The sequence below is a fragment of the Mesorhizobium sp. Mes31 genome, assembly GCF_024519675.1.
Lineage (GTDB): Bacteria > Pseudomonadota > Alphaproteobacteria > Rhizobiales > Rhizobiaceae > Mesorhizobium.
Genome location: NZ_JALJRL010000007.1, coordinates 245,871 through 269,935 on the forward strand (window position 1 = coordinate 245,871; position 24,065 = coordinate 269,935).

Annotated in this window: 27 protein-coding genes; 11 read left to right on the forward strand and 16 right to left on the reverse strand. The window is 63.7% G+C overall.

What is annotated here, in order from left to right; all coding sequences use genetic code 11:
* Positions 1-8 precede the first annotated feature (8 nt).
* From flgH to NR193_RS14820, 12 genes are all read right to left on the reverse strand, one after another.
* Complete coding sequence (flgH, locus tag NR193_RS14765) at positions 9-716, reverse strand: flagellar basal body L-ring protein FlgH (RefSeq protein WP_256751535.1); 708 nt, start codon at positions 714-716, stop codon at positions 9-11.
* Positions 713-1,300, reverse strand: coding sequence for a MotE family protein (locus NR193_RS14770; RefSeq protein ID WP_256751536.1), 588 nt, complete (start codon positions 1,298-1,300; stop codon positions 713-715). Before NR193_RS14770 ends, flgH begins: the two co-directional genes overlap by 4 nt.
* Before the next feature lie 3 nt (positions 1,301-1,303).
* Positions 1,304-2,545 (reverse strand): flagellar basal body P-ring protein FlgI, encoded by a 1,242-nt coding sequence (locus NR193_RS14775; protein ID WP_256751537.1) that lies wholly within the window; start codon positions 2,543-2,545, stop codon positions 1,304-1,306.
* A complete protein-coding gene (gene flgA, locus NR193_RS14780; protein ID WP_256751538.1) occupies positions 2,542-3,078 on the reverse strand; it encodes a flagellar basal body P-ring formation chaperone FlgA in 537 nt (178 codons plus the stop codon). The genes NR193_RS14775 and flgA overlap by 4 nt, the downstream gene beginning before the upstream one ends.
* A 6-nt stretch (positions 3,079-3,084) precedes the next feature.
* Positions 3,085-3,873 (reverse strand): flagellar basal-body rod protein FlgG, encoded by a 789-nt coding sequence (flgG, locus tag NR193_RS14785; RefSeq protein WP_256751539.1) that lies wholly within the window; start codon positions 3,871-3,873, stop codon positions 3,085-3,087.
* Positions 3,874-3,884: 11 nt separating this feature from the next.
* Entirely contained in the window at positions 3,885-4,208 is a 324-nt protein-coding gene (locus NR193_RS14790; protein ID WP_256751540.1) for a flagellar hook-basal body complex protein FliE, read from the reverse strand.
* Positions 4,205-4,621 (reverse strand): flagellar basal body rod protein FlgC, encoded by a 417-nt coding sequence (gene flgC, locus NR193_RS14795; protein ID WP_091577769.1) that lies wholly within the window; start codon positions 4,619-4,621, stop codon positions 4,205-4,207. Before flgC ends, NR193_RS14790 begins: the two co-directional genes overlap by 4 nt.
* A gap of 2 nt (positions 4,622-4,623) precedes the next feature.
* Positions 4,624-5,004 carry a flagellar basal body rod protein FlgB gene (flgB, locus tag NR193_RS14800; RefSeq protein ID WP_256751541.1) on the reverse strand — a complete coding sequence of 127 codons (381 nt, stop codon included), beginning with the start codon at positions 5,002-5,004 and terminating at the stop codon, positions 4,624-4,626.
* Positions 5,005-5,089: 85 nt separating this feature from the next.
* Complete coding sequence (locus NR193_RS14805) at positions 5,090-5,953, reverse strand: hypothetical protein (protein ID WP_256751542.1); 864 nt, start codon at positions 5,951-5,953, stop codon at positions 5,090-5,092.
* Positions 5,940-7,343 (reverse strand): flagellar protein export ATPase FliI, encoded by a 1,404-nt coding sequence (gene fliI / locus NR193_RS14810; protein WP_256751543.1) that lies wholly within the window; start codon positions 7,341-7,343, stop codon positions 5,940-5,942. Before fliI ends, NR193_RS14805 begins: the two co-directional genes overlap by 14 nt.
* A gap of 3 nt (positions 7,344-7,346) precedes the next feature.
* Positions 7,347-8,069, reverse strand: a complete 723-nt coding sequence (gene flgF, locus NR193_RS14815) for a flagellar basal-body rod protein FlgF (protein ID WP_256751544.1) — start codon at positions 8,067-8,069, stop codon at positions 7,347-7,349.
* A gap of 7 nt (positions 8,070-8,076) precedes the next feature.
* Entirely contained in the window at positions 8,077-9,198 is a 1,122-nt protein-coding gene (locus NR193_RS14820) for a DUF1217 domain-containing protein (protein WP_256751545.1), read from the reverse strand.
* Positions 9,199-9,346: 148 nt separating this feature from the next.
* Here NR193_RS14820 and motA point away from each other — a divergent pair, with 148 nt between their 5' ends.
* Genes motA through NR193_RS14850 form a run of 6 tightly spaced genes read left to right on the forward strand, consistent with a single transcriptional unit; the run spans position 9,347 to position 14,182 of the window.
* A complete protein-coding gene (motA, locus tag NR193_RS14825; RefSeq protein ID WP_256751546.1) occupies positions 9,347-10,222 on the forward strand; it encodes a flagellar motor stator protein MotA in 876 nt (291 codons plus the stop codon).
* A 32-nt stretch (positions 10,223-10,254) separates the two neighbouring features.
* Positions 10,255-11,202 (forward strand): FliM/FliN family flagellar motor switch protein, encoded by a 948-nt coding sequence (locus NR193_RS14830; RefSeq protein WP_256751547.1) that lies wholly within the window; start codon positions 10,255-10,257, stop codon positions 11,200-11,202.
* Positions 11,203-11,219: 17 nt separating this feature from the next.
* The gene (gene fliN / locus NR193_RS14835) at positions 11,220-11,606 is read left to right on the forward strand and encodes a flagellar motor switch protein FliN (RefSeq protein WP_256751548.1); all 387 of its coding nucleotides are present in this window, start codon (positions 11,220-11,222) and stop codon (positions 11,604-11,606) included.
* Between the two features lie 39 nt (positions 11,607-11,645).
* Positions 11,646-12,656, forward strand: a complete 1,011-nt coding sequence (locus tag NR193_RS14840; RefSeq protein WP_256751549.1) for a flagellar motor switch protein FliG — start codon at positions 11,646-11,648, stop codon at positions 12,654-12,656.
* A gap of 9 nt (positions 12,657-12,665) precedes the next feature.
* Complete coding sequence (flhB, locus tag NR193_RS14845; RefSeq protein WP_256751550.1) at positions 12,666-13,748, forward strand: flagellar biosynthesis protein FlhB; 1,083 nt, start codon at positions 12,666-12,668, stop codon at positions 13,746-13,748.
* On the forward strand, positions 13,745-14,182 hold the full coding sequence (locus NR193_RS14850) for a hypothetical protein (protein WP_256751551.1): 438 nt from the start codon (positions 13,745-13,747) through the stop codon (positions 14,180-14,182). The genes flhB and NR193_RS14850 overlap by 4 nt, the downstream gene beginning before the upstream one ends.
* A gap of 45 nt (positions 14,183-14,227) precedes the next feature.
* On the opposite strand, the gene NR193_RS14855 is transcribed toward NR193_RS14850, so the two are convergent.
* Both NR193_RS14855 and NR193_RS14860 read right to left on the reverse strand, forming a co-directional pair.
* On the reverse strand, positions 14,228-14,998 hold the full coding sequence (locus NR193_RS14855; protein WP_256751552.1) for a helix-turn-helix transcriptional regulator: 771 nt from the start codon (positions 14,996-14,998) through the stop codon (positions 14,228-14,230).
* Positions 14,995-15,705 carry a LuxR family transcriptional regulator gene (locus NR193_RS14860; RefSeq protein ID WP_256751553.1) on the reverse strand — a complete coding sequence of 237 codons (711 nt, stop codon included), beginning with the start codon at positions 15,703-15,705 and terminating at the stop codon, positions 14,995-14,997. Before NR193_RS14860 ends, NR193_RS14855 begins: the two co-directional genes overlap by 4 nt.
* A 518-nt stretch (positions 15,706-16,223) precedes the next feature.
* Between NR193_RS14860 and NR193_RS14865 the strand changes: the two genes are divergently transcribed.
* Positions 16,224-17,417, forward strand: a complete 1,194-nt coding sequence (locus NR193_RS14865; RefSeq protein WP_256751554.1) for a TMEM43 family protein — start codon at positions 16,224-16,226, stop codon at positions 17,415-17,417.
* 36 nt (positions 17,418-17,453) lie between these two features.
* Here the strand turns inward: NR193_RS14865 and NR193_RS14870 are convergent, their stop codons facing one another.
* Together NR193_RS14870 and NR193_RS14875 are read right to left on the reverse strand one after the other, a co-directional pair.
* Complete coding sequence (locus NR193_RS14870; protein ID WP_256751555.1) at positions 17,454-18,485, reverse strand: histone deacetylase family protein; 1,032 nt, start codon at positions 18,483-18,485, stop codon at positions 17,454-17,456.
* Between the two features lie 23 nt (positions 18,486-18,508).
* On the reverse strand, positions 18,509-19,327 hold the full coding sequence (locus NR193_RS14875; RefSeq protein WP_256751556.1) for a TetR/AcrR family transcriptional regulator: 819 nt from the start codon (positions 19,325-19,327) through the stop codon (positions 18,509-18,511).
* Between the two features lie 90 nt (positions 19,328-19,417).
* On the opposite strand from NR193_RS14875, the gene NR193_RS14880 reads away from it, so the two are divergent.
* From NR193_RS14880 to NR193_RS14895, 4 genes are all read left to right on the forward strand, one after another.
* Complete coding sequence (locus NR193_RS14880) at positions 19,418-21,097, forward strand: amidohydrolase (protein ID WP_256751557.1); 1,680 nt, start codon at positions 19,418-19,420, stop codon at positions 21,095-21,097.
* 141 nt (positions 21,098-21,238) lie between these two features.
* Complete coding sequence (locus NR193_RS14885; protein WP_256751558.1) at positions 21,239-22,339, forward strand: ABC transporter ATP-binding protein; 1,101 nt, start codon at positions 21,239-21,241, stop codon at positions 22,337-22,339.
* Between the two features lie 2 nt (positions 22,340-22,341).
* A complete protein-coding gene (locus NR193_RS14890) occupies positions 22,342-23,262 on the forward strand; it encodes an ABC transporter permease (protein WP_256751559.1) in 921 nt (306 codons plus the stop codon).
* Entirely contained in the window at positions 23,255-24,055 is an 801-nt protein-coding gene (locus NR193_RS14895) for an ABC transporter permease (protein ID WP_256751560.1), read from the forward strand. The genes NR193_RS14890 and NR193_RS14895 overlap by 8 nt, the downstream gene beginning before the upstream one ends.
* Positions 24,056-24,065: the final 10 nt, after the last annotated feature.

Here is a 24,065-nt window from a genome sequence, read left to right on the forward strand (position 1 = left end):
CCCCAATCCTAGAACGGAAGAACCTGATCGAGAACCTGCTGGCCATAGGCAGGTTGCTGGATCTCGGTTATGCGGCCGCGCCCGCCGTAAGAGATGCGCGCTTCGGCGATGCGTTCGTAGGGGATCGTGTTCTCGGCGCCGATATCGGCCGGCCGCACGATGCCGGCGATGGTCAGCACCCTGAGTTCGGCGTTGACGCGCACTTCCTGCGAACCCCTGATCATCAGATTGCCGTTGGGCAGCACGTCGGTGACGACGGCGGCAACGTTGAGCTCCAGTGTTTCCGAACGCTTGATCTCACCGTCCGCGGTGGTGTCCGTGGCGGAATTGAGAGTGCCGGCGCCCTTGCCGGCGGTGCTCAGCTTGTCCCATTGCGCGCTGATGTCGAAGCCGAGCTTGCGGTTGGCGGTGCGGCTCCTGTCGTTCTGGTTCTTGAAGTTGGCGCGGTCGTTGATCTTGATGTTAACGGTCAGGATGTCGCCCTGGGACAGCGCTCGCGGATCGGTGAACAGCCGGCTCTGGCGGTCGTCCCACAGCGAGAACTTCTTCGGCGCCGCCGGCGGTGTCTCCGGATATTTATAGAGGGAAGACGTGTTGCCGCCGTCGATGCCTGAGCCGACCGGAGACAACGCCGGTTCCTTGCCGACCTCCTTGAGGTTGGTGCCGCAGCCGGACAGGGCCGCGACCGCGCACAGCACAAGCATCTTGCGGATCATGACGGATCTACCCTTCGGGCTGCGCTGGCCATGATGCCGGTGAGCGTCGCCGCCGCCTTCTGGTCCATTTCGTTGAGGATGACGCCGGCCTTGCGTGAATCGAGCTTCATCAGTATGGCCGCCGCCAGATCGGCGTTGACGATTGCCAGCCGCTCGGCGGCGGCGTCGGGTTTCATGCCGGCATAGATCTGGACGACGCCGTCCTCGGCCCGGGCCAGGAAAACCTCGCGCCGCTTCAGCCAGGTCTCGTATTCGGCCTTCTTTTCGTCCAGTGCCTTCATGCGCTGGTCGATGCCGATCTGGAGCTGCTTCAGTTCCTCGGCCTGCAAGGCGTAGCGACGGTCGCGAGCGGCGTCGGCTATGTTGGAGCAGAAGCGCTCGATCTCGCTTTGGTCTGGTGCCTTTTCCCGCGCCAATTGCTGCGGCGCTTCCGCGGCCGGTGCTCCCGGCAGGACCTGGCGAACCTTTTCCTCACCACGCGCGGTGCCGACGGCAAGAGGCATGGCGACAAGGATGGCGGCCGCGAGCAGGGTCCCGGCGGGGCCGCGTCTGTCAGTGGGCGAGAGGGAGCGTGTCATCGGCATCGCCTATTGGAGAACCAGGTCGGCCTGCAGGGCGCCGGCCGACTTGATTCCCTGCAGAATGGCAATGATGCCGTCCGGCTTGACGCCGAGACGGTTGAGGCCGGAGACGAGCGTTTCGAGATCGGGTCCGTCAAGCACGGCGACGCGGGCATCGGGCCGGCTGGCGTCGATGGCGGTGAACGGTTCGACGGCGGTTTCGCCCTTGGAGAAGGGTTCGGGCTGCACGACGCGTGGCGCTTCCGTGATGCGCACCGTCAGTGTGCCGTGGCTGATGGCGACGCGGGAGATCTTGACGTCGTTGCCGATGACGATGGTGCCGGTGCGCTCGTCGATGACGACACGGGCCGGCGTATCGGATTCGACCACCAGGTTCTCGATCTCGGCGTAGAAGCGCGCCGCTGAAACACCCTTGGGCCTTCTGATCTGAACGGTGCGGGAATCGCGTTCGGCCGCCACGCGCATGCCGAAGCGCTGGCTGGTATAGTCGTTGATGGCATCGGCGATGCGGATGGCGGTCGAGAAATCGGGGTTGCGCAATTGCAGCGTCAGCGTCGCCTGATCGTCGAATTCGGACTGGACCGCGCGCTCGACGATGGCGCCGTTGGGCACACGGCCGGCGGTTGGCACGCCTTGCGTCAACTGCTCGGCCTGACCCTTGGCGGTGAAGCCGGAAACGATGACCGAGCCCTGGCCGACGGCGTAAATCTCGCCGTCCGCCGCCTTCAGCGGCGTCATGATCAGCGTGCCGCCGGCGAGCGAGGTCGCGTCGCCCATCGAGGAGACGTCGATGTCGATGCGGGCGCCCGACTGCACATAGGGCGGCATGTTGGCGGTGACGATGACGGCGGCGACGTTCTTGGCGCGTGCGCTGCCGCCCTCGGTGGCAATGCCGAGATTTTCGAGCATGGCGCGGATCGACTGTTCGGTGAACGGCGAATTGCGCAGGCTGTCGCCCGATCCCGCAAGTCCAATGACCAGGCCGTAGCCGACGAGCTGGTTGTCGCGCGAACTCTGCAACTGGGCGATGTCCTTGATGCGCGAGGCGACCTGGCCCGGCGGCAGCGAACTCGGCCCGGACGAAACCCGGAACATGCGGTTGGTGGTGGCCGGATCATATTCCGGATCGTCGTAGACGCCGCCATTCTTGGCGGCGAGTTCGCGCTTGGCCTTGGGCGTCAGGCCGTCGGCCAGCGCCGGCTGAAGACCAAGGGCCGCGGCGAGCAGAAAGGCAAGCGGGCGCATCATGAAGCGCTGACCCTGATGGAGCCGTCTGCCATCACCGTGCCGGACAGGATCTTGCCGCTGTCGATGTTGCGAACCTTGACGAGATCGCCAGCGGCACCCGGCTGCAGCGTCACCGCCGTCGCCGAAATGGTGAGTCCGCCGGCAATGAAGAAGACCTGCACGGCCGCACCCTGTTCGACCAGCCAGGCCTCGCGGATGGCGGTGGCGGGAATGTAGCGGCCGGGCAGCAGCGTGCGCTTGGCGATCTTGCCGTTGAGTTCCTCGGCCCGGGTCGCCACCGCATCGGGCTTGTGCTTGCCCGCCATCAGGGTCACCTGCTTCAGGGCAGCGGGTTCGATGGTCTCGCCGGGATAGATGACCCGGCTGGGGATCAGCACAACCTCGCCGGCAGGGTGGCTGCTGGCGATCTTGGTGGCCGATTGGTCAGCCGATTGGTTGGCCGATTCCTGGGCAAAAGCCGGCATGGCGCCGGTCACCAACGCAAGGACGAGCGCGGTGCGGCGAAATGCGGAGCAGGAGAACGGCATGACCATCATCCGTTACCTGATGTTCTTGGAGACGACCGAGGCCATGTCGTCGGCGGCCTGGATGACCTTGGAGTTCATCTCATAGGCGCGCTGCGCCGAGATCAGCTCGGTGATTTCCTTGACCGGGTCGACGTTGGAAGCCTCGAGATAGCCCTGCTGGATGGTGGCGAAGCCAGGGTCGCCCGGCACGCCGACATTGGCCGGGCCGGACGCGGTGGTTTCCTTGAACAGGTTGTCGCCGAGCGGCGCAAGGCCTGCTTCGTTGGCGAAATTGGCGATCTGAATCTGGCCAAGATTCTGCAGGTCGGTCTGGCCGTCGATGCGGGCGAAGACCTGGCCGGTCTTGTTGACGATGACCTCGACGGCATCGACGGGAACGGTGATCGCCGGAATGACACTGGCACCGTCGACCGTCACCAGCTGGCCGGTGGCGTTGGTGTTGAGGGCGCCGGCGCGGCTGTAGAGCGTGCCGCCGTCGGCGCCCTCGATCTGGAACCAGCCCCTGCCGGTGAGCGCCAGGTCGAAACTGTTGCCGGTGCTGGTCAGTTCACCCTGGGTGTGCACGTTGCGCACGGCCGTCGTCTTGACGCCGAGGCCGATCGAGACGCCCTCCGGCACCAGCGAGGCGTTGGAGCGGTTGGGCACGCCCTGGGTGCGATCGACCTGGTAGAGCAGGTCGGAGAATTCGGCGCGGGCGCGCTTGTAGCCGGTGGTGTTGATGTTGGCGATGTTGTTGGCGATGACTTCCAGGTTTGTCTGCTGGGCGTTCATGCCGGTGGCGGCGATGGCGAGTGCTTTCATGGCGGAACTCCTCAGATGCCCATTCGACTGACTTCGAGATAGGCGGAAACCACCTTGTCGCGGATGGCGACGGCGGTCTGAAGCGCCTGCTGCGCGCTCATCACGGCGTCGACCACCTGACGGGTATCGGCGTCGCCCTTGAGCGCCTGCATCGACACCTGCTCGGCATTCTGCAGCGTGTTGACGGTCTTGGAGGCCGCCTGGCTCAGCGCTTCGGCGAAGGAGGTGCCGAGGTTGCCGCCGGTCGCTGGCGCAACGCCACCCTGAAGCAGGTCCGTCGCCATGTCGCTCAACCCAGGCTTCAGGTTAAGCGCGCCGATGCCACTCACGATCATTGGTTCCTCATCAGGTCGATGGTCATTGAAATGAGATCGCGCGCCTGCTTGACGACCTGAAGGTTGGCCTCATAGGAGCGGTTGGCCTCGGTCATGTCGGCCATTTCGATGAGCACGTTGACGTTGGGCATCTTGACGTAGCCCTTGTCGTCGGCGGCCTCGTTTCCGGGCTGGAACTCGACCGGAAAGTCGCTGGGGTCACGGTCGATCGAGTTCACCGCGACCGTTGAGCTGCCGGAGGTCCGGTCGAGCTCCGAGACGAAGCTGATGGTCTTGCGGCGATAGGGATCGGAACCCGGTGTCGTGCCGGTCGACTGGGCGTTGGCCAGGTTTTCCGACACCACGCGCAGGCGTTCCGACTGGGCGCCGAGGCCGGATGCCGCGACTTTGAGGGCTGCGGTCAGTGCGTCCATGGTCAGCTCTTCACCGCCATCATCATCATCGAATGGAACGCCTTGACGATCGCCGTGTTGAGCTCGAAGGAGCGGCGCACCTCGCCGGCCTTCATCAGCTGGTCTTCCAGCACGACCGAGTTCTTGGACGGCATGACGACGCCGTCGTCTTCCTGCGGCTTGATGGTGAAGCCGGCATTGGTCGCGGCGTTGCCAAGATGGCCGGCCTGGGTGGCCTGCAGCGACACGGCGGTGCGGTCGAGCACCTTTTCGAACGGCTCGACATCGTTCGCCGTGTAGCCCGGCGTGTTGGCGTTGGCGATGTTGCCGGCAATCGCGGACTGGCGCACGGCCAGCCATTGCGCTTGCTTGGCAGCGAGGTCGAAAAGGGAAACGGGCTCCATGGGAATCTCCGGGCAGGTTCCCGCAGACTAGGCCGTCAGTCTTGCGTGGACCTTGCGGATGGCAGGGCCCTGAAACGCGTGGGGTCTACCTGGAAAGCTCGATCACCTGGTCCGTGCTGGTGACCATGATCCATTTGCCGTTGCGCTGCTCGATGGAAGACACCTGACTGGAGTCCGGCAATATCGATCCGCGCTGGACGATCCAGAGGCCGGCATCGTCCTCGATCATGGCGCGGCCATTGGCGACATGAACCATGCGGAATTTCGTGGCGTCGGCCGGAAAGGGCTGCTCAGCGGGGGCGGGATTGGGGTCGTCCTGCACCGTTCCGGTGGCGAGCAGATCCAGATTGGCGGCCGGAACGTCCTTTGCCGTCAGCGGCGCGCTGCGTTCGGCGACCACGCCGCCGCCGGCCCGCCCTGAATTGGTGCCGGTGCCGCCGAACTTGATCGCCTGCACGCCAAACTGTTCCTGGTTGAAGAAAATATACCAGGGAAACAGGGCGCAGATCAGCCCGAGCGTGATGCCGAGCGCGGCGACGACGAAGTCGCTGCGCCGGCTGGACTCCTTCTTCAGCCTGGGAAACGGCGCCTTTGGTGGCTGCGGCCATTCGGTGAGCGGGAACAGGCCGTCGATCAGCGAGTCGCGGCTGGCCTGCGTCATCTCGGCAGCCTCTGCCTGGGGAACCGTGGGCAGCGCGAGCTCGGTTGCCCTGACCAGGACAGGCTCAGCCTTGGCAGCCCTGGGCAGGACAGGCTCGGCCTTGGCGGCCCTGGGCAGGGCTGGCCTGAGAGCTCTGGCCAGGACAGCCTCGGCTTTGGCAGCCATGGCGCGGGCAGCCTTTGCCTTGGCAACTCGCGTTTCGTCAGCCCTGGCTTTCTCCGCGGCCCTGGCCTCGTCGATCATTTCGCGCAGGATGCGCTCGGTGTACTGGCGTTCAGTCTCCTGCATCGGCGTTCATCTTGCTCTTGAGGTGACGGGCGAGATCGGAGAACGGATCGGCGGATGGGCGGTCCTTCGGCGATTGCGTGAGCGCCTCGTAGATCAGCGGCACCTGACGCACAGCGATATCGAGCTCGGCGTCGGCGCCGCCCTGGTAGGCGCCCAGCAAGCGGATGTCGCGGGTGTCCTCGAACCGGGAGATCATCGACTTCAGCCGTGTCACCAGCGCGCGCTGTTCGGCGCTCCAGGCCTTGCCGGCCAGTCGCGATATGGACGACAGCGGATTGACCGGCGGATAGCGGCCCTGTTCGGCGATCGCGCGGTCGAGCACGACATGGCCGTCGAGGATGCCGCGCACGGAGTCGGCGACCGGATCGTTGTGGTCGTCGCCGTCGACCAGCACGGAAATGATGGCGGTGATCGATCCCTTGCCTTCGGCGCCGGGCCCGGCGCGCTCGAGCAGTTTGGGCAGTTCGGTGAAGACCGAGGCGGGATAGCCGCGGGCGACCGGAGGCTCACCGGTTCCCGTAGCCACCTCGCGCAAGGCGTGGGCGAAGCGGGTGATCGAGTCCAGCACCAGGAGCACACGTTGTCCCTGGTCGCGAAAATGCTCGGCGACGCGCATGGCGGTGTCCGGCGCGCGCCGGCGCATCATGGCGCTCTCGTCGCTGGTGGCGACGATGGCGACGGTCTTGGCCATGCTGTCGCCGATCGTATCCTCCAGGAATTCACGGACTTCGCGGCCGCGTTCGCCGATCAGCGCGACGACGACGGTGTCGAACGCGTCGGCGCCGGCGAGCATGGCGAGCAGCGTCGACTTGCCGACGCCGGAGCCGGCAAAGACGCCGAGGCGCTGGCCGAAACAAAGCGGGGTGAAGATGTCGATGACCTTGACGCCGGTCATGAAGGCGGTGCCGACGCGCTGCCGCGCCATGGCACCGGGCGTCGTCAGGGCGGCGCTTGACGCGTCGTCTCCCCTGATCAGCGGCGGGCCGCCGTCGATCGCCCTGGTGAGCGCGTCGATGGTACGGCCACGCCACGAGGCATGCGGCGCCACCGCGAGCGGACCGCGGCGGAACACGGCATCACCGATACCGGCATCGGCGCTGCGTTCGAAAGGCGCGACAACGATTTCGTCACGGCTGATCTTGACGATCTCGCCGCGGCGCGTGCCGGCCTGGCCGCGCTGCTCGACGATGTCGCCCAGCCTGGCGAAGTCGGAAAGGCCACGAACCTTGTAGTGCGTGGGCGTGACTTCGGCGACGCGGCCGCCGCGCTTGAGCAGCGCCTCGGTGTCGACGAAACGCCGCCATACCCGTTCCAGTGCGGCAAGCCTGTCTTCCGGCGCCGTCTGTAGCTGTCGTTCGGGTGCGCGTATGGATGGCAGGTCGAGCGACATGGGTTACTTCGAGCCGAGCGTCTTGATCGCCTCGTCGGTGGAAGCGTCCGTCTGCCGCATCAGGGCGGCGGTGTTCTCGAAGGCGCGCTGAACCATGATCAGCCGGGTGATTTCCAGCACCGGATTGACATTGGACTCTTCGAGAAATCCCTGGGCGATCCCGACATCGGAACGATCGGTGACCGGCTCTGGCGGGCGTGCCGGAACGACGCCGGAATTGCCATAGCGGACGAAATTCTCGCCCGGATCGAAATCGTAGAGGCCGATGGAGCCGACAAGCTGATCGTTCTGGCGCAGCGAACCGTCGGCTCCGGCCTTGGGCGGACCGTTGCGTGGGTCGAGCTGGATCGGCGCGCCACCGGCATCGAGCACCGGGTGGCCCTCGATCGACATCAGCTCGCCATTTTCGTTCATCGAAAAGCGACCGTCGCGGGTCATGACGGTGCCCACCGGTGTGTCGATGGCGAACCAGGCATCGCCCTGGACGGCGAAATCGAACGGGTTTCCGGTCTCGGTCAAGGCACCATGGGCGCCGGAAAGATAGGTCTTGCCCGAGGACGCGAAGGATACCGATTTCGACCCGCTGCCGGAGACGACGTCCTCGAATTTCACACCGGTGGCGCGAAAGCCGATCGTCGAGGCGTTGGCGACGTTGTCGGCGATCGTGTCGAGGCGGCGCTCGAGCGCGATCTGCGAGGAAAGGGCGACGTACAGGCTGTCCCGCATGATGGTTTCAGAACCTCAGCTTCTGCATGGCCATCATAAGGTCGGTGGAGATGCCCACAGTGAGCGGCTGGGCAAACAGCACGCTGACGGAGGTGACGGCCGATGAGGTCGGGTTGTTGATCTCCCACATGCTGGTGAAACGGGTCAGGAACTTGCCGAGCTTCTCGGGGTCGGAGAAATCCGAGATGTCGAGTTTCTGCTCGAACAGCTGCGCCTGCTTGTCGATGTCGGCGGTAGCGAAGGAATCGGGGAGACCGAGCGCGGTGCGCACGACGCTTGCAAGGGCGGTGTCGGCAAGCACGTCGTACCAGCTGGTGATGGTTGGCGCCTTGCGATCGAAATAGAGCGCCAGCCGCACGCCCTGGTTTGTGTTGCCGGCATCCTCTTCGAGGGTCTGGCGCATGTACTTGTCGACGGTCGGCTGCTGCGCGGGATTGTAAGTTGTGGCGTTCTCGCCATAGGCCTGGAAATTGAAGGCGGAGGCCAATGCCGCGTAAGCCGGATTCGTCTGCTTGTTGGCGACGCTGTCGGGGTCGCTCACGCCACCTTGCAGGACCTGCTTGATGAGGTCCTTGTCCTCCGTCGCCGAATCGAGGCCGAACGCGGCCAGCGCATAGGTGTAAAGCCGGCCGTTGCCCATCAGATCATCGATGGACTTCACCTTGGTGATGTTGGCGAGATAGTATGTCGTCTCGCCCTTTACATAGTCCGAATTCGGATCGACGCCGGCGATTTCCGCCTGCGCGGCGTAGTTCTTCGTCACCAGCTGCTGCGCCTTGTTGTAGATGGTCGCATCGGCGCCATTGGCGGCGAAGTTGAAGGCGCTGACAAACTCGGCATAGCGCTTGTCGGTGAGCTTGTTGGCGAAACTGTCGGAAGCGGAAACGCCTTCCTTGAGCGCCTTGACCATGAAGGCCTTGGCGTAGTCCATGTCCTCCAGCCCATAGGCCTTCATCGCATATTTGAACAACCGGTCATTGTTGACGAAATCGTCGATCGATTTCACCTTGGTGATGTTGTCCAGATAATATTTGGTATCGCGGTCGACCACGGGCTGCTGCTCGATCCTGTCGAGCGACTTGCTGATGTCCTTGGTGATGAGCTGGTAGCTGGTAAAGGTATTGAGCAAGAACGCGCCTCCGGCCGAAGCTTATGCCAGCACAATAGCCTCACTTCCTTGCGCGAAACTGAATCGTCTCCGACACGCCTCGATTCAAGCCTCACACAAGGCACGGGGACTATCCGTTGCTCCTGACGTGAAATGCGAAGGACCTGCCGTGGGCATTCTGATTGGACTGGTGGTTACGCTCGGCTGCGTCCTTGGCGGCTTCATGGCCATGGGTGGCCATCTGCACGTGCTGGTCCAGCCGTGGGAAGCCGTGGTCATCTGCGGCGCGGCGTTGGGCACCTTCCTGGTCGCCAATCCGATGAAGACGGTCAAGGATACGGGCAAGGGCATCATAGAGGCGTTCAAGCAAGCGGTGCCGAAGGAACAGGACTATCTGGAAACGCTCGGCGTGCTGCACAGCCTGATGCGCGAGCTGCGCTCGAAGTCGCGCAGCGAGGTCGAGGCGCATATCGACAACCCCGAGGAGTCGGCGATCTTCCAGGCCTTTCCGACCGTGCTCAAGAACCACGACTTGATGGCCTTCATCTGCGACTATTGCCGCATCATCATCATCGGCAATGCCCGCTCGCATGAGATAGAGGCGCTGATGGACGAGGAAATCCAGACCATCAAGTCCGACAAGATGAAGGCCTATCACGCACTGGTGGCGGTCGGCGACGGCTTGCCGGCGCTCGGCATCGTCGCCGCCGTGCTTGGCGTGGTCAAGGCCATGGGGGCGCTCGACCAGTCGCCGGAAATCCTCGGTGGCCTGATCGGCGCGGCCCTGGTCGGCACCTTCCTCGGCATCTTCCTGTCCTACGCGGTGGTCGGGCCTATCGCCACCAAGATCAAGACGGTGCGCGAGAAGAAGAACCGCCTCTACATCATCGTCAAGCAGACGCTGCTGGCCTACATGAACGGCGCGCTGCCGCAGGTGGCGATCGAGTTCGGCCGCAAGACCATATCGTCCTATGAGCGGCCGACGATCGACGCTGTCGAGCAGAGCACGATGGCCACCGGCTCCGCCGAGAAGAAGGCCGCCTGAACGATGCGCGACAGATTGGTCCAAGCCCTGTCATGACCAGTCCCGGAAGCCCAGCGGAAGTCCGCTCGCTGATCATCGAACGCCTGATCGGCGACAGTGGCGAGGCCGCCCAGGTCATCGGTACCGGCCGGGCCATGGCCGAGCGCGCCGCGCCGCTGCTGCAGAAGAGCCTGACAGGTGAGATTGGCGTCCCGGTTACCGTCGACCTCAGGGCCGTCGAGGTCAGCCGCGTGTCGGAGGCGCGCTCGCGTGCCGGCGACACGTTTGCCATGACAATCGTCGCATCATCCACCTCCTCCGACGCCATGACCCTGGTGATCGATGCTCCGGCGATCGCGATCATGGTCTGCACGCTGTTCGGCGGCGACCCGGACCTGCCGGTGTCGCCGATCGAGCGCGATCTGTCGCAGATCGAAGTCGATGTCTCGACCATGGTGTTCCAGCAGGTCGCGCAGGCGCTCAACGGATCGGGACGGCGCTCGCTTGACCTGCGCCTGCCCGTGCCGCGGGCGATGTCGGGCACCGAGGCGAAACGGCACGTGTTGCGCGACGGCGCGGCAGTGCGCATCGTCCTTGGCATTTCGACCCCGGCCGAAACCGGCACCGTCACCGTGACGATGCCGCAGCGCATCGTGCTGGCCAGCCGCGACGGCGCTGCCACGGCCGGCGAGGGCGATCTCAGCGCCAGCTGGCGCGCGCGCTTTTCGGAAGAGGTGATGCGCTCCACGGTCGCGCTCGAGGCGACCATGCCGCTGGCCCGGCTGACGCTCGGCGACCTCGCCGATCTCGAAATTGGCCAGGTTATCGAATTCGAGGAGACGGCGCAGTCGCGGGCGCGCCTCAGCGCCCGCGGCCAGACGTTGTTCGTATGCGAGTTCGGCAAGCTGGGGCAGAATTACACCGTTCGAATCCGGCATCCCTATGATGCCGGGCAGGACTTCATCGATGGGCTGATGCCGGCTGCCGCCGGCAGTGCCTGAGCATTTGGAGACGACGCATGGCCATGACCAAGGTGGAAGCCGACCTCGACCAGCCGGACGAGCAGCTCGACCGTGCCATCGAAGAGTTGCGCGGTGTCCTGAATGAAGAGGATAAACGCCCCGATGCGGCGTTCAGGGCCGCCTCCGGCGCCAATTCGAACGTCATCATGAACATCCCCGTCGATGTCCAGATCATCCTTGGCAGTACCGAGATGCCGGTGTCCGATTTGATGGCGCTGCAGAAGGGGTCGACGGTGGCGCTCAATCGCCGTATCGGCGAGCCGGTCGACGTCGTGGTCAACGGTCGCAAGATCGCCCGCGGCGAGATCACCGTGCTGGAAAGCGATCCGTCGCGCTTCGGCATCAGGCTGACCGAAATCATCGCCGGCTCGAAGGGCGCCTAGCATGGGTTGCGGGGCTTGCCGGCAGCGGAGGCGGGAGGCATGACGACGGCAGCGACGCTGACGCGCGCGCAGAAGGCGGCCGCCATACTGGTGGCGATGGGCAAACCGTCGGCCAGCCGTCTGCTGAAATTCTTCAAGCAGGAAGAATTGAAGGCATTGATCGAGGGCGCGCGCCTGCTGCGGACGATCCCGCAAAGCGATCTCGAGCGCATCGTCGCCGAATTCGAGGCCGAGTTCACCGAAGGGGCGGGATTGCTCGATTCGGCCGACAGGATGGACACCATCCTCAATGAATCGCTCTCGCCCGAAGAGATGAGCGCCATCATGGGCGACAAGAGGTTCGAGGCCGCGCCGGAAAGCCCGCCGCCGATCTGGCCCGAACTCGAGAAGCTCGAGCCGGCACGGCTCGGCGCTTTCCTGGCTGGCGAACACCCGCAGACCGCGGCCATGGTGCTGTCGAAGCTGGCGCCGCAGGCGGCCGCGAGCGTTCTGTTGACCATGACGAAGCCGATGCGCGGCGAAATCATCAAGCGCATGGTGACGATGGCGAATGTTCCGGATGCCGCCAGCAGGATCGTCGAGGACCGCTTACGCTCCAGCGTGCTGACGGAAACCTCGACCAAGGACACTTCGGCCGGACAGGCCCGCGTCGCCAGCGTGCTCAACGAACTGGACAAGCCGCTGCTCGAAGAGGTCATGCAGGATCTCGAGGCCGCCGGCACGCCCGATCTCGACGGCGTCAGGGCGCGCCTGTTCGCCTTCGACGACCTGCCGCTGCTGACACAGAAAGCGCGGGTGCTGTTGTTCGACGGGCTGTCGACCGAACTGGTCACGCTGGCCTTGCGCGGCGCTTCGGCCGCACTCGCCGAGGCGGCGCTGTCGGCGATCGGCGCGCGGTCGCGGCGCATGATCGAGTCCGAACTCGGACAGGGCTCGGAAGGGATTCCCCTTGCCGACATCATGGCGGCCCGCAAGACGATCGTGTCGACGACGATCCGGCTGTCGCGCGAAGGCGCGTTCGAGCTGCCCTCGACCCAGAACGCCGCCTAAGACCGCGGCATGGCTGACGCGGTCGACAAGGATTCGAAAACCGAAGAGGCGACGGAAAAGAAGATCCGCGACACCATCGAACAGGGCAAGCTGCCCCATTCGCGGGAAACAGCGCTCCTCGCATCCTTTGTCGCGATCCTGGTGTTCACCGTCTTCTACGCCAAGGAAGCCATTGTCGATCTCGGCATGTTCCTGTCGATGTTCCTGGAGAAGCCGGAAGCCTGGCCGATGGACACCGAGACCGACGTCATCGCGCTCTACAAGATCGTCCTCCTCGAAGTGGGCCGCGCGCTCGTCAGCCTGCTGGTGCTGCTGACCGTTGCGGGTGTCGGCGCGTCGGTGTTCCAGAACATGCCGCAATTCGTCGGCGATCGGGTGCGGCCGCAACTCTCGCGCATCTCGATCGCCAAGGGCTGGAGCAGGCTGTTCGGCATTCAGGGCTGGGTCGAGTTCCTGAAGTCGCTTGGCAAGGTCGGCTTCGCCATTGCCGTGCTCGCCTTCACGCTGTCGGAAGACCATCGCAAGCTGCTCGCCGGAATGATCACCAATCCCGTCGCCTTCGGCCTTGTCATCCGCGGCATCGCCGTCGACATCCTGGTGGCGATCGTCTTCGTGATGGGGCTGATCGCGGCGGTAGACATCGTCTGGTCGCGCTTCCACTGGAAGCAGGACCTGCGCATGAGCAAGCAGGAGGTCAAGGACGAGTTCAAGCAGTCCGAGGGCGACCCGATCGTCAAGTCGCGGCTGCGTTCGCTGGCGCGCGACCGCGCGCGCAAGCGGATGATGACGGCGGTGCCGCGCGCGACGCTGATCATCGCCAACCCGACGCACTTCTCGATCGCGCTGAAATATGTGCGCGACGAGGACGCGGCACCGCTGGTGCTGGCCAAGGGACAGGATCTGATGGCGCTCAAGATTCGCGAGATCGCGCGGGAAAACAACATTCCGATCTTCGAGGACGTGGCGCTCGCCCGCTCCATGTACAAGCAAGTTTCGGTCGATAATGTGATCCCATCGCAATTCTACCAGGCCGTCGCCGAACTGGTGCGGATCGTCTACTCGAAAAAGGCTGAGCGCAGACAGACTTCATGAACCGCCAACCGCACGCAAACTCCCGCGAGATCATCGTCGCCGACGCCATCGAACAGGTGGTGGGGGAACTCAGGCTGATCGACGTCGCCGACTACATCGCCTTCATCCGGCTCGAGCATTTCGCTTGCCTGTCGGATCTGGTCGATTCAGCGGCCGAGCTGTTCTTCATGCCGGGCACGCTGAGGCTCGGCCATGGCGGCGAGGCGCATGTCGACTGGAGCGGCAGTCCGCGCATCGTGCTCGATCTGGAGCTGAGGCCGCCCGGCGTCACGGTCTATTTCCAGCTGACGCTGAGCGAGCGTGGCACCTCGGTGTCGGTTAATTATGTTTCGTTCGAGAAGCCGGGCGAGAACCCCGAGCACAACACGGCCCTGCTGGAGGCGGTGATCGAACAGGCGCGTATTCGCAAGGTCGAACCCCTGGCCTTTCGCTGAGAAACGATCGGTTCCCGGCGACCGCCAGCCGGTCCTCGAACTGCCCTATTCGATCAAGCCCAGCCGCAGCGCCTTGGCCACGGCCTGGTTGCGGTTGACGGCGTTGAGCTTCTGGGTCGACTGGGTCAGGTACTGGTTGGCGGTGTGCACCGACAGCTTCAGGAGGCGCGCGATCTCCTCGCTGGTGTTGCCATTGGCGGTCAGCTTCAGGCATTCGAGCTCGCGCTTGGAGATCGAGCGCGTCCGACCTGTGTCGCTTGGACGGATGCGGGCGACAGCGGCGAACAATGAAAAGCAGCGGGCATGGATTTCGTAGAGCGCGTCCTGCGACAAGATGATCTCCGAACCGAGGAAAACGACGAGGCCGCATTGCCCGCGGTCGGCGTGGACGGGGAATGCGATGCCGCTGGTCCCTGGCGCCAGCGGCGCCATCTGCTCGGTCCAGGCAAGATTGCGGAACGTCTCCGCCGCGGCGGCCACGCCGTCGTCGGTCCACCAGCGCGGCTCGGTCGAGATGCGGGTGTGGCGCACGATCTCCTCGCCATTGGCGCCTGAAATGAATTTCGTCGCTACCCCAACACCGGGATAGTCGGAATCGAGGCAAGGGACGAGCCGTGCCCGCTCCGGCGACGGGCTGACGAAGAACAGGCCGAAGGCCGCCGCGTTGATGTCGACGGCGATCCAGCGGCATCGGCGCACGGCATCGGGAATGGTGACGGCGTGATGAGTTTCGGAACCGAGCGAAAAGGCGCCGAACGGATTGCGCTGCTCGTTGAAAAGGGCTTCGGCAGCCTCCTTGATGTCGGCGTGTTTCAAATGATGCCGCTCCTGATCGCCGTGGCGATGGCCATCGCGCGGTTGCTGGCCGCGAATTTCTGGATGGCGTGGGTGATGTAGCTGTTGACGGTGTTGGAAGAGACGCCAAGGATGACGGCGACCTCGTCGGTGGTCTTGCCTTCGGAGACCCAGAACAGGCATTCGCGCTCGCGATCCGACAGCGGATCCTGCATGGCGGCGGCGGCGATCAGTTGCGGGATGTTCGAGAGCGCGTAGCAGCACTTCAACTGGGCCTTCATCAGCGCCGGCGGGTCGATGCTGCCGGCGGTCGCCGCCGAGAACAAGGCGAACAGGCGCTGACGGCCGACATTGAGGCGCAGCGAATAGATTTCGGCATGGCCAAGTACGTCGAGAAGGTGGGCCTCCTCGCCTGTGACCAGCCCGCCGGCGTCCGGTGCCTGGGCTGCCACCAGCGGCTTGGGACGGACGCCTGGCGCGACGGTGAGTGCCCCTTGCGCAAGGCCGGCTATCAGCCGTTTGCCGATCAGTTCGATGGCGTCGAAAATCCAGTTGGACGAGACGATGCGCGCGTCGTTGCGGTCCTGGTCGTGGACGATGGCGACCAGCATGTAGCTGTCGGCGCCTATCTCGGCGGTCAGTTGCATGAAAAAGCTGGTCAGATCACCGCGCGACGCCAGGCGCGAGCCCAATGTGTCGGATTGAAGTTGCGCGGCGGGACTGCTCATTCTTGTTGCTTTTGGCCGGAATCGTTTCTGCTGTCCGGATGCTGGAGGCCAGCCGCCGAACCCGAATACGCACTACTTTGACGAAGACACACTCGTGGCGCAGAGTTGCGCCAACCAGATCCGAATCCATTCAGGGAACGCGAAGCCGTCCGCGTCTGGCGCCGGAAAACTCCGGAACGTTAGACTTTGGGTGGTCGCCGTCCCCCCGAGGACCGGCTGATTCGGGTCTAATCTATCCGCAGATGAATCCGACATCAAATGCGATTTGACAAAATCGAATCGCGTCGACTCGCATGCGACTCAGAGGCCCATTTTCGAGCCTTTCGAAGACCGGGACTCGAAAAGCCGGTACTGGTTGCAAGCCAGCCATATCGGCGGCTGATCGATTCCGGTAGGTTCGGGAGCGACTGAAGAGGTGGGCGCCTCTTGCAGCCGTGCCCGCGGGCGACAAGACCGGCGCGATCGTGGCGCGGCGGCGGCGCGCACAGCGGCGGCAGTTTTTGGTTTCGGGGGAAACGATGAGCGATTCATTTCGGGAAGTTACATCCGTCTCGTGGTTCGGGCGGATCAAGCGCGCGGTCGGCGGGGTCATCTTCGGCCTGCTGCTGACCGTGCTGATGGTGATCGGGCTGTTCTGGAACGAGGGCCGCGCGGTGCAGACGGCGCGCTCGCTGGCCGAGGGCGCGGGTACCGTGATCTCGGTGGGCGTCGACAGCGTCGACGCTGCCAATGACGGCAAGCTGGTGCATGTCAGCGGGCCGGTGACGGCGGACAGCGGCCTGTCCGATCCGGATTTCGGCATCGCGGCGCAGGGCCTGCGCCTGTCGCGCAGCGTCGAGATGTATCAGTGGAAGGAGGAATCCAAATCGGAGACCACCACGAAGCTGGGCGGCGGCGAAGACACGGTGACGACCTACAGCTATTCGAAGGTGTGGGACGACAGCCAGATCAATTCGTCGGATTTCAAGAAGCCGGACGGCCACGAGAATCCGCCGATGACGATCCACGGCCGCACCTTTCAGATTCCACAGGGCAAGCTCGTCGCCTTCGATCTCGATACGCCGGTGCTTGATCGCATCGAGGGCGACAAGGAGTATTCGTTGTCGCCTGACAAATCGGCCGCGATAAAGGCCGCCTATACCGGAACCAAGCCGCTCAGTGTCGTTGACGGCAAGATCTATCTCGGGGCTGACACGACAAGGCCGGCGCTGGGCGACTATCGCATCGGTTATGAACTGGCGCCGCTCGGCGTGGTCAGCATCGTCGCGCGCCAGGCCGGTAGCCGGTTCGAGCCTTACCAGACGGTGGCCGGGGACCAATTGCTGATGGTAGACACCGGCACTGTCCCGGCCGACAAGATGTTTGCCGAGGCGGTCAGTGCAAACACGTTGATCACGTGGCTGCTGCGCGCCGCCGGCCTGCTGCTGCTGACCATCGGCTTTGCCCTGTTCCTCGGCCCGATCGGCGTGATCCTCGACGTCATACCGTTCCTTGGCAGCATGGCGCGGATGGGAACCGGCATCATCGCCTTCTTCCTGTCGATCCTGGTTGGCACGACGACGATTGCGATTGCCTGGTTCTGGTATCGGCCGGTTCTGGCGGCGGGCATTCTGGCCGCTGGTGTGATCGCGGCGGCGGCGGTCTATTATCTCGGCCGCTCACGCAAGGCGCCCGCACCGATGGCCACGCCGAGCGCAGGTGCTGCCGCCTAATTGGAAACGAGGGGGCGCTTGCGCCCCCGGCGCTTCCTACTTGTCCTCGAAACCGGTCAGCACGCCGACGGCGTTGATGCCGATCTCCTCGACGGCATAGCCGCCTTCCATGACGAACAGCGTCGGCAGCCCAAGTTTGGCGATGCGGCGGCCGATCTTGGGATAGTCCGATGTCTTCAGCTTGAACTGGCTGATCGGATCCTTTTCGAAGGTGTCGACACCCAGCGAAACGACGACGATGTCCGGCGCATAGGCGGCAAGCCTGACGCAGGCGTCCTCCAGCGAGGCGTTCCAGGCGTCCCAATCGGTGCCGAACGGCATCGGATAGTTGATGTTGAAGCCTTCACCCGCGCCGGCGCCGTGTTCGTCGGCATGGCCGAGAAAGAACGGATACTCTGTCATCGGGTCGCCATGCAGGTTGATGACCTGCACGTCGGCGCGGTCATAGAAGATTTCCTGCGTGCCGTTGCCGTGGTGATAGTCGACATCGAGGATGGAGACACGGGCCGCGCCCTGGTCGCGGAACCATTGCGCGGCGACGGCGGCGTTGTTGATGTAGCAATAGCCGCCCATGAAGCCGGCACCGGCGTGATGGCCGGGTGGGCGGCAGAGCGCGAAGGCGGAGGCCTCGCCACCCTTGACCAGGCCAGCGGCGGTGAGCGCCACGTCATAGGACGACTTGATCGCGGTCCAGGTGCCTTCGACGAACGTGGCGCCGCCATCGAAGGAGTAATAGCCGAGCAGGGCGTCGATGCGCTTCGGCGGCACGTCGCCGCGCAGGCCGCGCGTCGGCCAGGTGAAGGGCATCGCCGAGCCCTTGAAGCCGGCTTCCGTCCATTGCGGCCAGACCGTCGGCAGGAAGTCGATGTAGTCGGCCCTGTGGACACGCCTGGCGGCGGCAAGATCATGCTCGAGCGGCAGGACGATTGGACCGAGTTTCTCGCTTTCGACCCGCGCCTTGATGAATTCGGCCCGCGAGGGTTTTTCGAAACCCGGCACGATGGCGCTCGTGACCAGTTCCATCTGCCCGGCATGGCCGGCATGAAGCGGTGAATAGACAGTCTTCATAAATTTCCTCTCGAAGTGCGAAATCAGTCAAGATTGAGATAGGGGCTCACCAGGGCGAGCCACATGGTTTCCACGTCGTCCTCGATGAGGTCGAACGTCTTGCGATCTTTTTTCAGCCCCACAAGCCGGCAGACGTGTCCGACCTCCATCATCACCACGCCGAGCCGGCTGGCGATCTTGTCTTCAAGAGCCGGGTTCACATGCTGCAGCCATGCGGCGTAGAGGGCGATGATCTGGTCGTCATATTCGTTCTGGATCGGCCTGAGGTCGGCATTGCCTGAAATAGCCTCGATCACCGGCATCAGGGTGGCGTTCTCGAGATAGAGCCTGGACGTGTCGATGAAGAGCTTGCGCACTTCCCGCCGAAACTCTTCGCGGTTGGTGGGCGGGGCGACCTTGATGCGCTTCGCGATCACCTCGGGAAAGGATGACAGCCAGCGCCGGGCGAGGTCCAGAAGAATGGCTTCCTTGTTGGGAAAGTATTGGTAGACCGAACCGACCGACAAGCCTGCGCGCTGGGCAATGGCGAGCGTCGTCGGCGTCCTGGTTCCTTGCTCCCGCGTCAAGATCAGCGCCGCGTCGAGAATCCGGTCGACCACCTTGCTCGACCGTTGTTGCCGCGGCTGCTTGCGTGGTTCGAGCGCTATCCTGGTTTTGCGGCTGAGACTGCGCTTCACGGATTGATGCCCTCGTTCCCCGCTGGGTCCGGACACAGGAGCAGGGTGCTGTCCACAATACATTCGAAATTCGGCACGTTGACAAACGCGAATAATTAGTCGCATTCTTTTATCCACGCTGTTTTCGGAGATCACAAGGGGAATTTCAAAACAGCGCACCGGCATCACTTTTCGTCCGATAGCGCCGCGGCGGTGGCAGCTAGCCGGACAAGAGGATTGCCGGTCTCAGCCGGTCATCAAAAGCGCGGAGTCGCGATGTCTGTCACGGGTGCGGGTCGTAGTGCGGATCTGATCGTCATCAATGGTCGTGTGCTGACCATGGACGATGACAATCCCGCCGCCGAGGCCGTTGCCGTCAAGGACGGCGCCATCATCGCCATCGGCAGCCGTGCTGCAATCGAAGTGCTCAAGGGGCCGGGCACCAAGGTCATCGACGCCGAGGGCGGTTCGGTGATCCCGGGCTTCATCGAAGCCCACATGCATCTTTTCTCGGGCGCCGCCGAGCTTGCCCATCTGCAGCTGTCGGGCGTTCACGGGTTCGAGGCGCTGCAAGAGGCGATCCGCGACTATGCATCGACACGGCCGGATGCGAAAATGCTGGTCGGGCAGGGCGTCGACTACACCGTGCTCGGCAGCGAGAGGGTGACGCGCCACCATCTCGACGCGATCCTGCCGGACCGGCCTTTCGTCATGGCCGCGCCCGATCATCACACCATGTGGGCCAACACCAGAGCGCTGGAAATGGCCGGCATCCTGCATGGGCGCACGCTTGGTCCGGGCAACGAAATCGTCATGGGCGATGATGGCCTCGCCGCGGGCGAATTGCGCGAGGGCGAAGCCTTCGGCCCGGTGCTCGACCTTGCCGGCGAAAGCCGGGTGCGGCTGGGCCTGGCGACCGGCGGCGAGCCGGACCCGATGCCGACAGCGGCCGAGCGGGCCGCCGACCGTGACATCATGCGGCGCGGGCTCGCCTGGTGCGCTCGCCACGGCATCACCTCGATCCAGAACATGGACGGCAACCTCTATCAGCTCGAATTGCTGGCCGAGATCGAGGCCGAGGAAGGGTTGCCGTGCCGGGTGCAGATACCCTTCCACTACAAGAATTTCATGACACTCGACATGCTCGACAAGGCGTCTGACATGGCCAAGCGCTACGACAGCGAATGGCTGTCGTCGGGTATGGTCAAGGTGTTCTACGACGGGGTGCTCGATTCCTGGACCGCTGTCATGGTCGAGCCTTACGCGGACCGTCCCGACTGGGTGGGTGAGCCGCTCTTTACACCGCAACAATTCATCGATCTGGCCGTTGCCGTCGACAGACGCGGGCTGCAGATCGCCGTGCATTCGATCGGCGATGGCGCGGTGCGCGCGGTGCTCGACGGTTATGAGGCTGCGCGGAAGGCGAACGGCAAGCGCGACGGCCGCCACCGGATCGAGCACATCGAGGTCATCACGACCACCGACGTGCCGCGTTTCGCCGAACTCGGCGTCGTCGCGTCAATGCAACCGCCGCATCCGCCTGGCGCCATGGATTTTCCACTGGAGCCGACAGTATCGCGCATCGGGCCGGCGCGTTGGCCGCTGAGCTATGCATGGCGGACCTTGAAGGATGCCGGCGCGCATGTCGTCTTCGCGTCGGACTGGCCGGTGTCGCCGATCGATCCGATCCTGGGCATTCAGGCGGCAGTGTTGCGCAAACGGTGGGCAGACAGCGACCCGGACCAGAGCTTCTCGCTGCATGAGGCGCTCGCCGGTTATACGGTCGAAGGCGCCTATGCCGAATTCGCCGAGCACCGCAAGGGCTCGCTGAAGCCGGGCTATATGGCCGATCTGGTGGTGCTTTCGGCCGATCTGGAAGCGACCGCGCCGGAGGCACTGCACACGGTGCGGCCGGTAACGACGATCTGCGGCGGCAAGGTTACCTATCAGGCCTGACAATGGCATGCGGCTTGCCAGCCGAAATGACTGACTGAACTGTGATTCAATGCCGGGCTTGCCAACATACCGGCCTTGTGTTCACATCCAACAGGGGAAGAGCTCCGCCAGCAAGAGCGGGGTCAACAGTGAGGCGTAATCGTGCCGGACAAACCGGATCGGAATGCGATTGAAGTAGTAAAAGTCAGCAAAATTTTCGGATCAGGTGAGGGGCAGGTTGCCGCCCTCGACACGGTCTCGGTATCTATCCGCGAGAACGAGTTCTTCACGCTGCTGGGCCCCTCCGGCTGCGGAAAGACGACATTGCTGCGGCTGATCGCCGGTTTCGACTTTCCAACCGCTGGCGAGATCCTGCTCTACGGCCAGGACATCGCGCCGCTGCCGCCCTTCAAGCGGCCGGTCAACACCGTCTTCCAGTCCTACGCGCTGTTTCCGCACATGACCGTCGCCGACAATATCGGCTTTGGCCTGGAAATGCTGGGCAAGCCGAAGGCCGAGATCAAGGCGCGCGTCGCCGAGATGCTGAAGCTGGTCCAGATGGAGGCGCTGGCGTCCCGTCGTACCAGCCAGATTTCCGGTGGCCAGCAGCAGCGTGTGGCGCTGGCCCGGGCGCTGGCGCCGCAGCCCAAGGTGCTGCTGCTCGACGAACCGCTGTCGGCGCTCGACTACAAGCTGCGCAAGGAGATGCAGATCGAACTGAAGCGGCTGCAGCACGAGACCGGCATCACCTTCATCTTCGTCACCCATGACCAGGAAGAAGCGCTGACGATGTCGGACCGCATCGCGGTGATGTCGTCGGGCAAGATCCTGCAGGTCGGCTCGCCGCGCGACATCTATGACCGGCCATCCGAACGCTTCGTCGCCGATTTCATCGGCGAGTCGAATTTCCTCAAGGCCGATGTGGTTGGCGTGTCCGGGAGCCGGGCGACAGTGAAGCTGTCATCGGGCGCGGAAATCCCGGCCTCGCTACCGGATGGCCTCGTTCCCAAGGGCAAGGTCACCATCGTCGTGCGCCCCGAACATGCGCAATTGAGTGCAGCCAGCCCCAACGCTTCCCTGTTGGGCACGGTCGAGAACATCGTCTATCTCGGCACGGATACGCATTTCCATCTGCGCCTTGCCGATGGCGAGCACTTCATCGTGCGGCGCCAGAACAGCCGTGGCGCCGGCGATGGGATCGTGCAGGGCGGCAAGGTCGGCATCCTGATTGGCGGCGATGCCGCTCAGGTCTTGAAGGACTGACGATGGCGACCGCAGAGGAAATCGCCAAGGCAGCGGAGCGGCGCGATATTCGTGACCGCTGGCTTTTGTCGGCGCCAGCGCTGCTGATCATTTTTCTCGCCGCGACCGGCCCGTTGCTGATCGTGCTCGTCTATTCGTTCCTGACGCCAGGTTCCTATGGCGACGTGAAGTGGCAATTCTCACCGGAGGCCTGGATAGCGGTGTTTCTGGAACGCGATATCTTTGACGATACGCTTTCCGTTGCCGCAGCCCACGTCACCATCTTCCTGCGCTCGATCAAGCTGTCGGTGGTGACAACCATCGCCACCTTGGCGCTTGGCTTCCCGACCGCCTATTTCATGGCGACGCGCAGCGAAAAGACACGCGATCTCTGGCTGTTCCTGATCACGATACCGTTCTGGACCAACCTTCTGATCCGCACCTTCGCGGTGCTGCAGATCATCCGCAACGAAGGCATCATCAACACGGTGCTGCTCAAGCTCGGCATCATCTCGTCGCCGATCCAGATCCTCTACACCGACACGGCGATCCTGATCGGCATGGCCTATGTCTATCTGCCGCTGATGGTGCTGCCGATCTATGCCAGCATGGAAAAGCTCGATTTCCGTCTGGTCGAGGCGGGTTATGATCTCTACGCGACACGCTTCAAGGTGCTTCGGAAGATCATTTTCCCGCTCGTCAAACCCGGCGTCATCGCCGGATCCATCCTGGTCTTCATTCCAGCACTTGGCGCCTATGTGACGCCAAGCGTGCTTGGCGGCGGCAAGAACATGATGCTTTCCAACCTGATCGAATTGCAGTTCGGGCAAGGCCGCAACTGGCCGCTTGGCTCGGCGCTGTCGATCGCGGTCATGATCATCGTCATGGTGGCGCTGCTTGCCTATGTGCGCAACGCTGGCAAGTCGGGGGTGCGTCATGGCTAATCGCTTTTCCATCAAGCATCAGCCGGGATTCACCGCGATCGCCGCGACCTGCTTTATCGTGCTCTATCTGCCGATCATAGTGCTGGTCGTCTACGCCTTCAACGCAGCGACATCGACATCGGAATGGGGTGGCTTCTCGCTCAAATGGTTCCAGTCGGCGTGGCAGAACACGCAGGTCATCGATGCGACCCTGCGTTCCTTCCAGATCGGTGCCATCGCGGCGATATTCTCCACCATTTTCGCCACCATGGCCGCGCTCGCCACGACACGTACGGCGCCCTATCCGGGCCTGACGTTCAAATACGCGGCGATCAACCAACCGCTGATGGTGCCCGAGATCGTCACCGGCGTGGCGCTGCTGATCTTCTTCTCGCGCATCAAGATCTTCACCGGCTATTCCGGCCTCGGCTACCTGATCGCTGCGCACACGGCTTTTTGCATCCCGTTCGCCTATCTGCCGATCCGGGCGCGTCTTGAAAACATGGACCTGACGCTGGAGCGTGCCGCCGCCGACCTCTACGCGACGCCGTGGCGGACCTTCAGGCGCATCACGCTGCCACTGCTGTGGCCCGGTATTCTGGCCGGCCTGATGCTGGCTTTCGTTATTTCGCTCGACGATGTTGTCATCACCGAATTCGTCAAGTCGGGAGGCCAGGATACGCTGCCCACCTACATGCTCGGCCAGATACGCCGCGGCATAACACCTGAGATAAACGCGATATCGACCGTGTTCCTGCTCTTGTCGGTCGCTATCGTGACGTTGTTCTTCTTCATCAGCAGGAAACGAGACTAAATCTGAAAAT

What these genes read in the sequence shown, in the direction of transcription:
- flgH (WP_256751535.1), bottom strand. Translation starts at nt 716, where the DNA reads ATGATCCGCAAGATGCTTGTGCTGTGCGCGGTCGCGGCCCTGTCCGGC.
- NR193_RS14890 (WP_256751559.1), top strand. Translation starts at nt 22,342, where the DNA reads ATGGCGACCGCAGAGGAAATCGCCAAGGCAGCGGAGCGGCGCGATATT.
- flgF (WP_256751544.1), bottom strand. Translation starts at nt 8,069, where the DNA reads ATGCGGGACAGCCTGTACGTCGCCCTTTCCTCGCAGATCGCGCTCGAG.
- NR193_RS14775 (WP_256751537.1), bottom strand. Translation starts at nt 2,545, where the DNA reads ATGATGCGCCCGCTTGCCTTTCTGCTCGCCGCGGCCCTTGGTCTTCAG.
- flgG (WP_256751539.1), bottom strand. Translation starts at nt 3,873, where the DNA reads ATGAAAGCACTCGCCATCGCCGCCACCGGCATGAACGCCCAGCAGACA.
- flgA (WP_256751538.1), bottom strand. Translation starts at nt 3,078, where the DNA reads ATGGTCATGCCGTTCTCCTGCTCCGCATTTCGCCGCACCGCGCTCGTC.
- NR193_RS14770 (WP_256751536.1), bottom strand. Translation starts at nt 1,300, where the DNA reads ATGCCGATGACACGCTCCCTCTCGCCCACTGACAGACGCGGCCCCGCC.
- fliI (WP_256751543.1), bottom strand. Translation starts at nt 7,343, where the DNA reads ATGTCGCTCGACCTGCCATCCATACGCGCACCCGAACGACAGCTACAG.
- flgC (WP_091577769.1), bottom strand. Translation starts at nt 4,621, where the DNA reads ATGGACGCACTGACCGCAGCCCTCAAAGTCGCGGCATCCGGCCTCGGC.
- NR193_RS14830 (WP_256751547.1), top strand. Translation starts at nt 10,255, where the DNA reads ATGACCAGTCCCGGAAGCCCAGCGGAAGTCCGCTCGCTGATCATCGAA.
- fliN (WP_256751548.1), top strand. Translation starts at nt 11,220, where the DNA reads ATGGCCATGACCAAGGTGGAAGCCGACCTCGACCAGCCGGACGAGCAG.
- flgB (WP_256751541.1), bottom strand. Translation starts at nt 5,004, where the DNA reads ATGGAGCCCGTTTCCCTTTTCGACCTCGCTGCCAAGCAAGCGCAATGG.
- NR193_RS14790 (WP_256751540.1), bottom strand. Translation starts at nt 4,208, where the DNA reads ATGATCGTGAGTGGCATCGGCGCGCTTAACCTGAAGCCTGGGTTGAGC.
- NR193_RS14865 (WP_256751554.1), top strand. Translation starts at nt 16,224, where the DNA reads ATGAGCGATTCATTTCGGGAAGTTACATCCGTCTCGTGGTTCGGGCGG.
- NR193_RS14860 (WP_256751553.1), bottom strand. Translation starts at nt 15,705, where the DNA reads ATGAGCAGTCCCGCCGCGCAACTTCAATCCGACACATTGGGCTCGCGC.
- flhB (WP_256751550.1), top strand. Translation starts at nt 12,666, where the DNA reads ATGGCTGACGCGGTCGACAAGGATTCGAAAACCGAAGAGGCGACGGAA.
- NR193_RS14895 (WP_256751560.1), top strand. Translation starts at nt 23,255, where the DNA reads ATGGCTAATCGCTTTTCCATCAAGCATCAGCCGGGATTCACCGCGATC.
- NR193_RS14880 (WP_256751557.1), top strand. Translation starts at nt 19,418, where the DNA reads ATGTCTGTCACGGGTGCGGGTCGTAGTGCGGATCTGATCGTCATCAAT.
- NR193_RS14850 (WP_256751551.1), top strand. Translation starts at nt 13,745, where the DNA reads ATGAACCGCCAACCGCACGCAAACTCCCGCGAGATCATCGTCGCCGAC.
- NR193_RS14840 (WP_256751549.1), top strand. Translation starts at nt 11,646, where the DNA reads ATGACGACGGCAGCGACGCTGACGCGCGCGCAGAAGGCGGCCGCCATA.
- NR193_RS14805 (WP_256751542.1), bottom strand. Translation starts at nt 5,953, where the DNA reads ATGCAGGAGACTGAACGCCAGTACACCGAGCGCATCCTGCGCGAAATG.
- NR193_RS14875 (WP_256751556.1), bottom strand. Translation starts at nt 19,327, where the DNA reads ATGCCGGTGCGCTGTTTTGAAATTCCCCTTGTGATCTCCGAAAACAGC.
- NR193_RS14870 (WP_256751555.1), bottom strand. Translation starts at nt 18,485, where the DNA reads ATGAAGACTGTCTATTCACCGCTTCATGCCGGCCATGCCGGGCAGATG.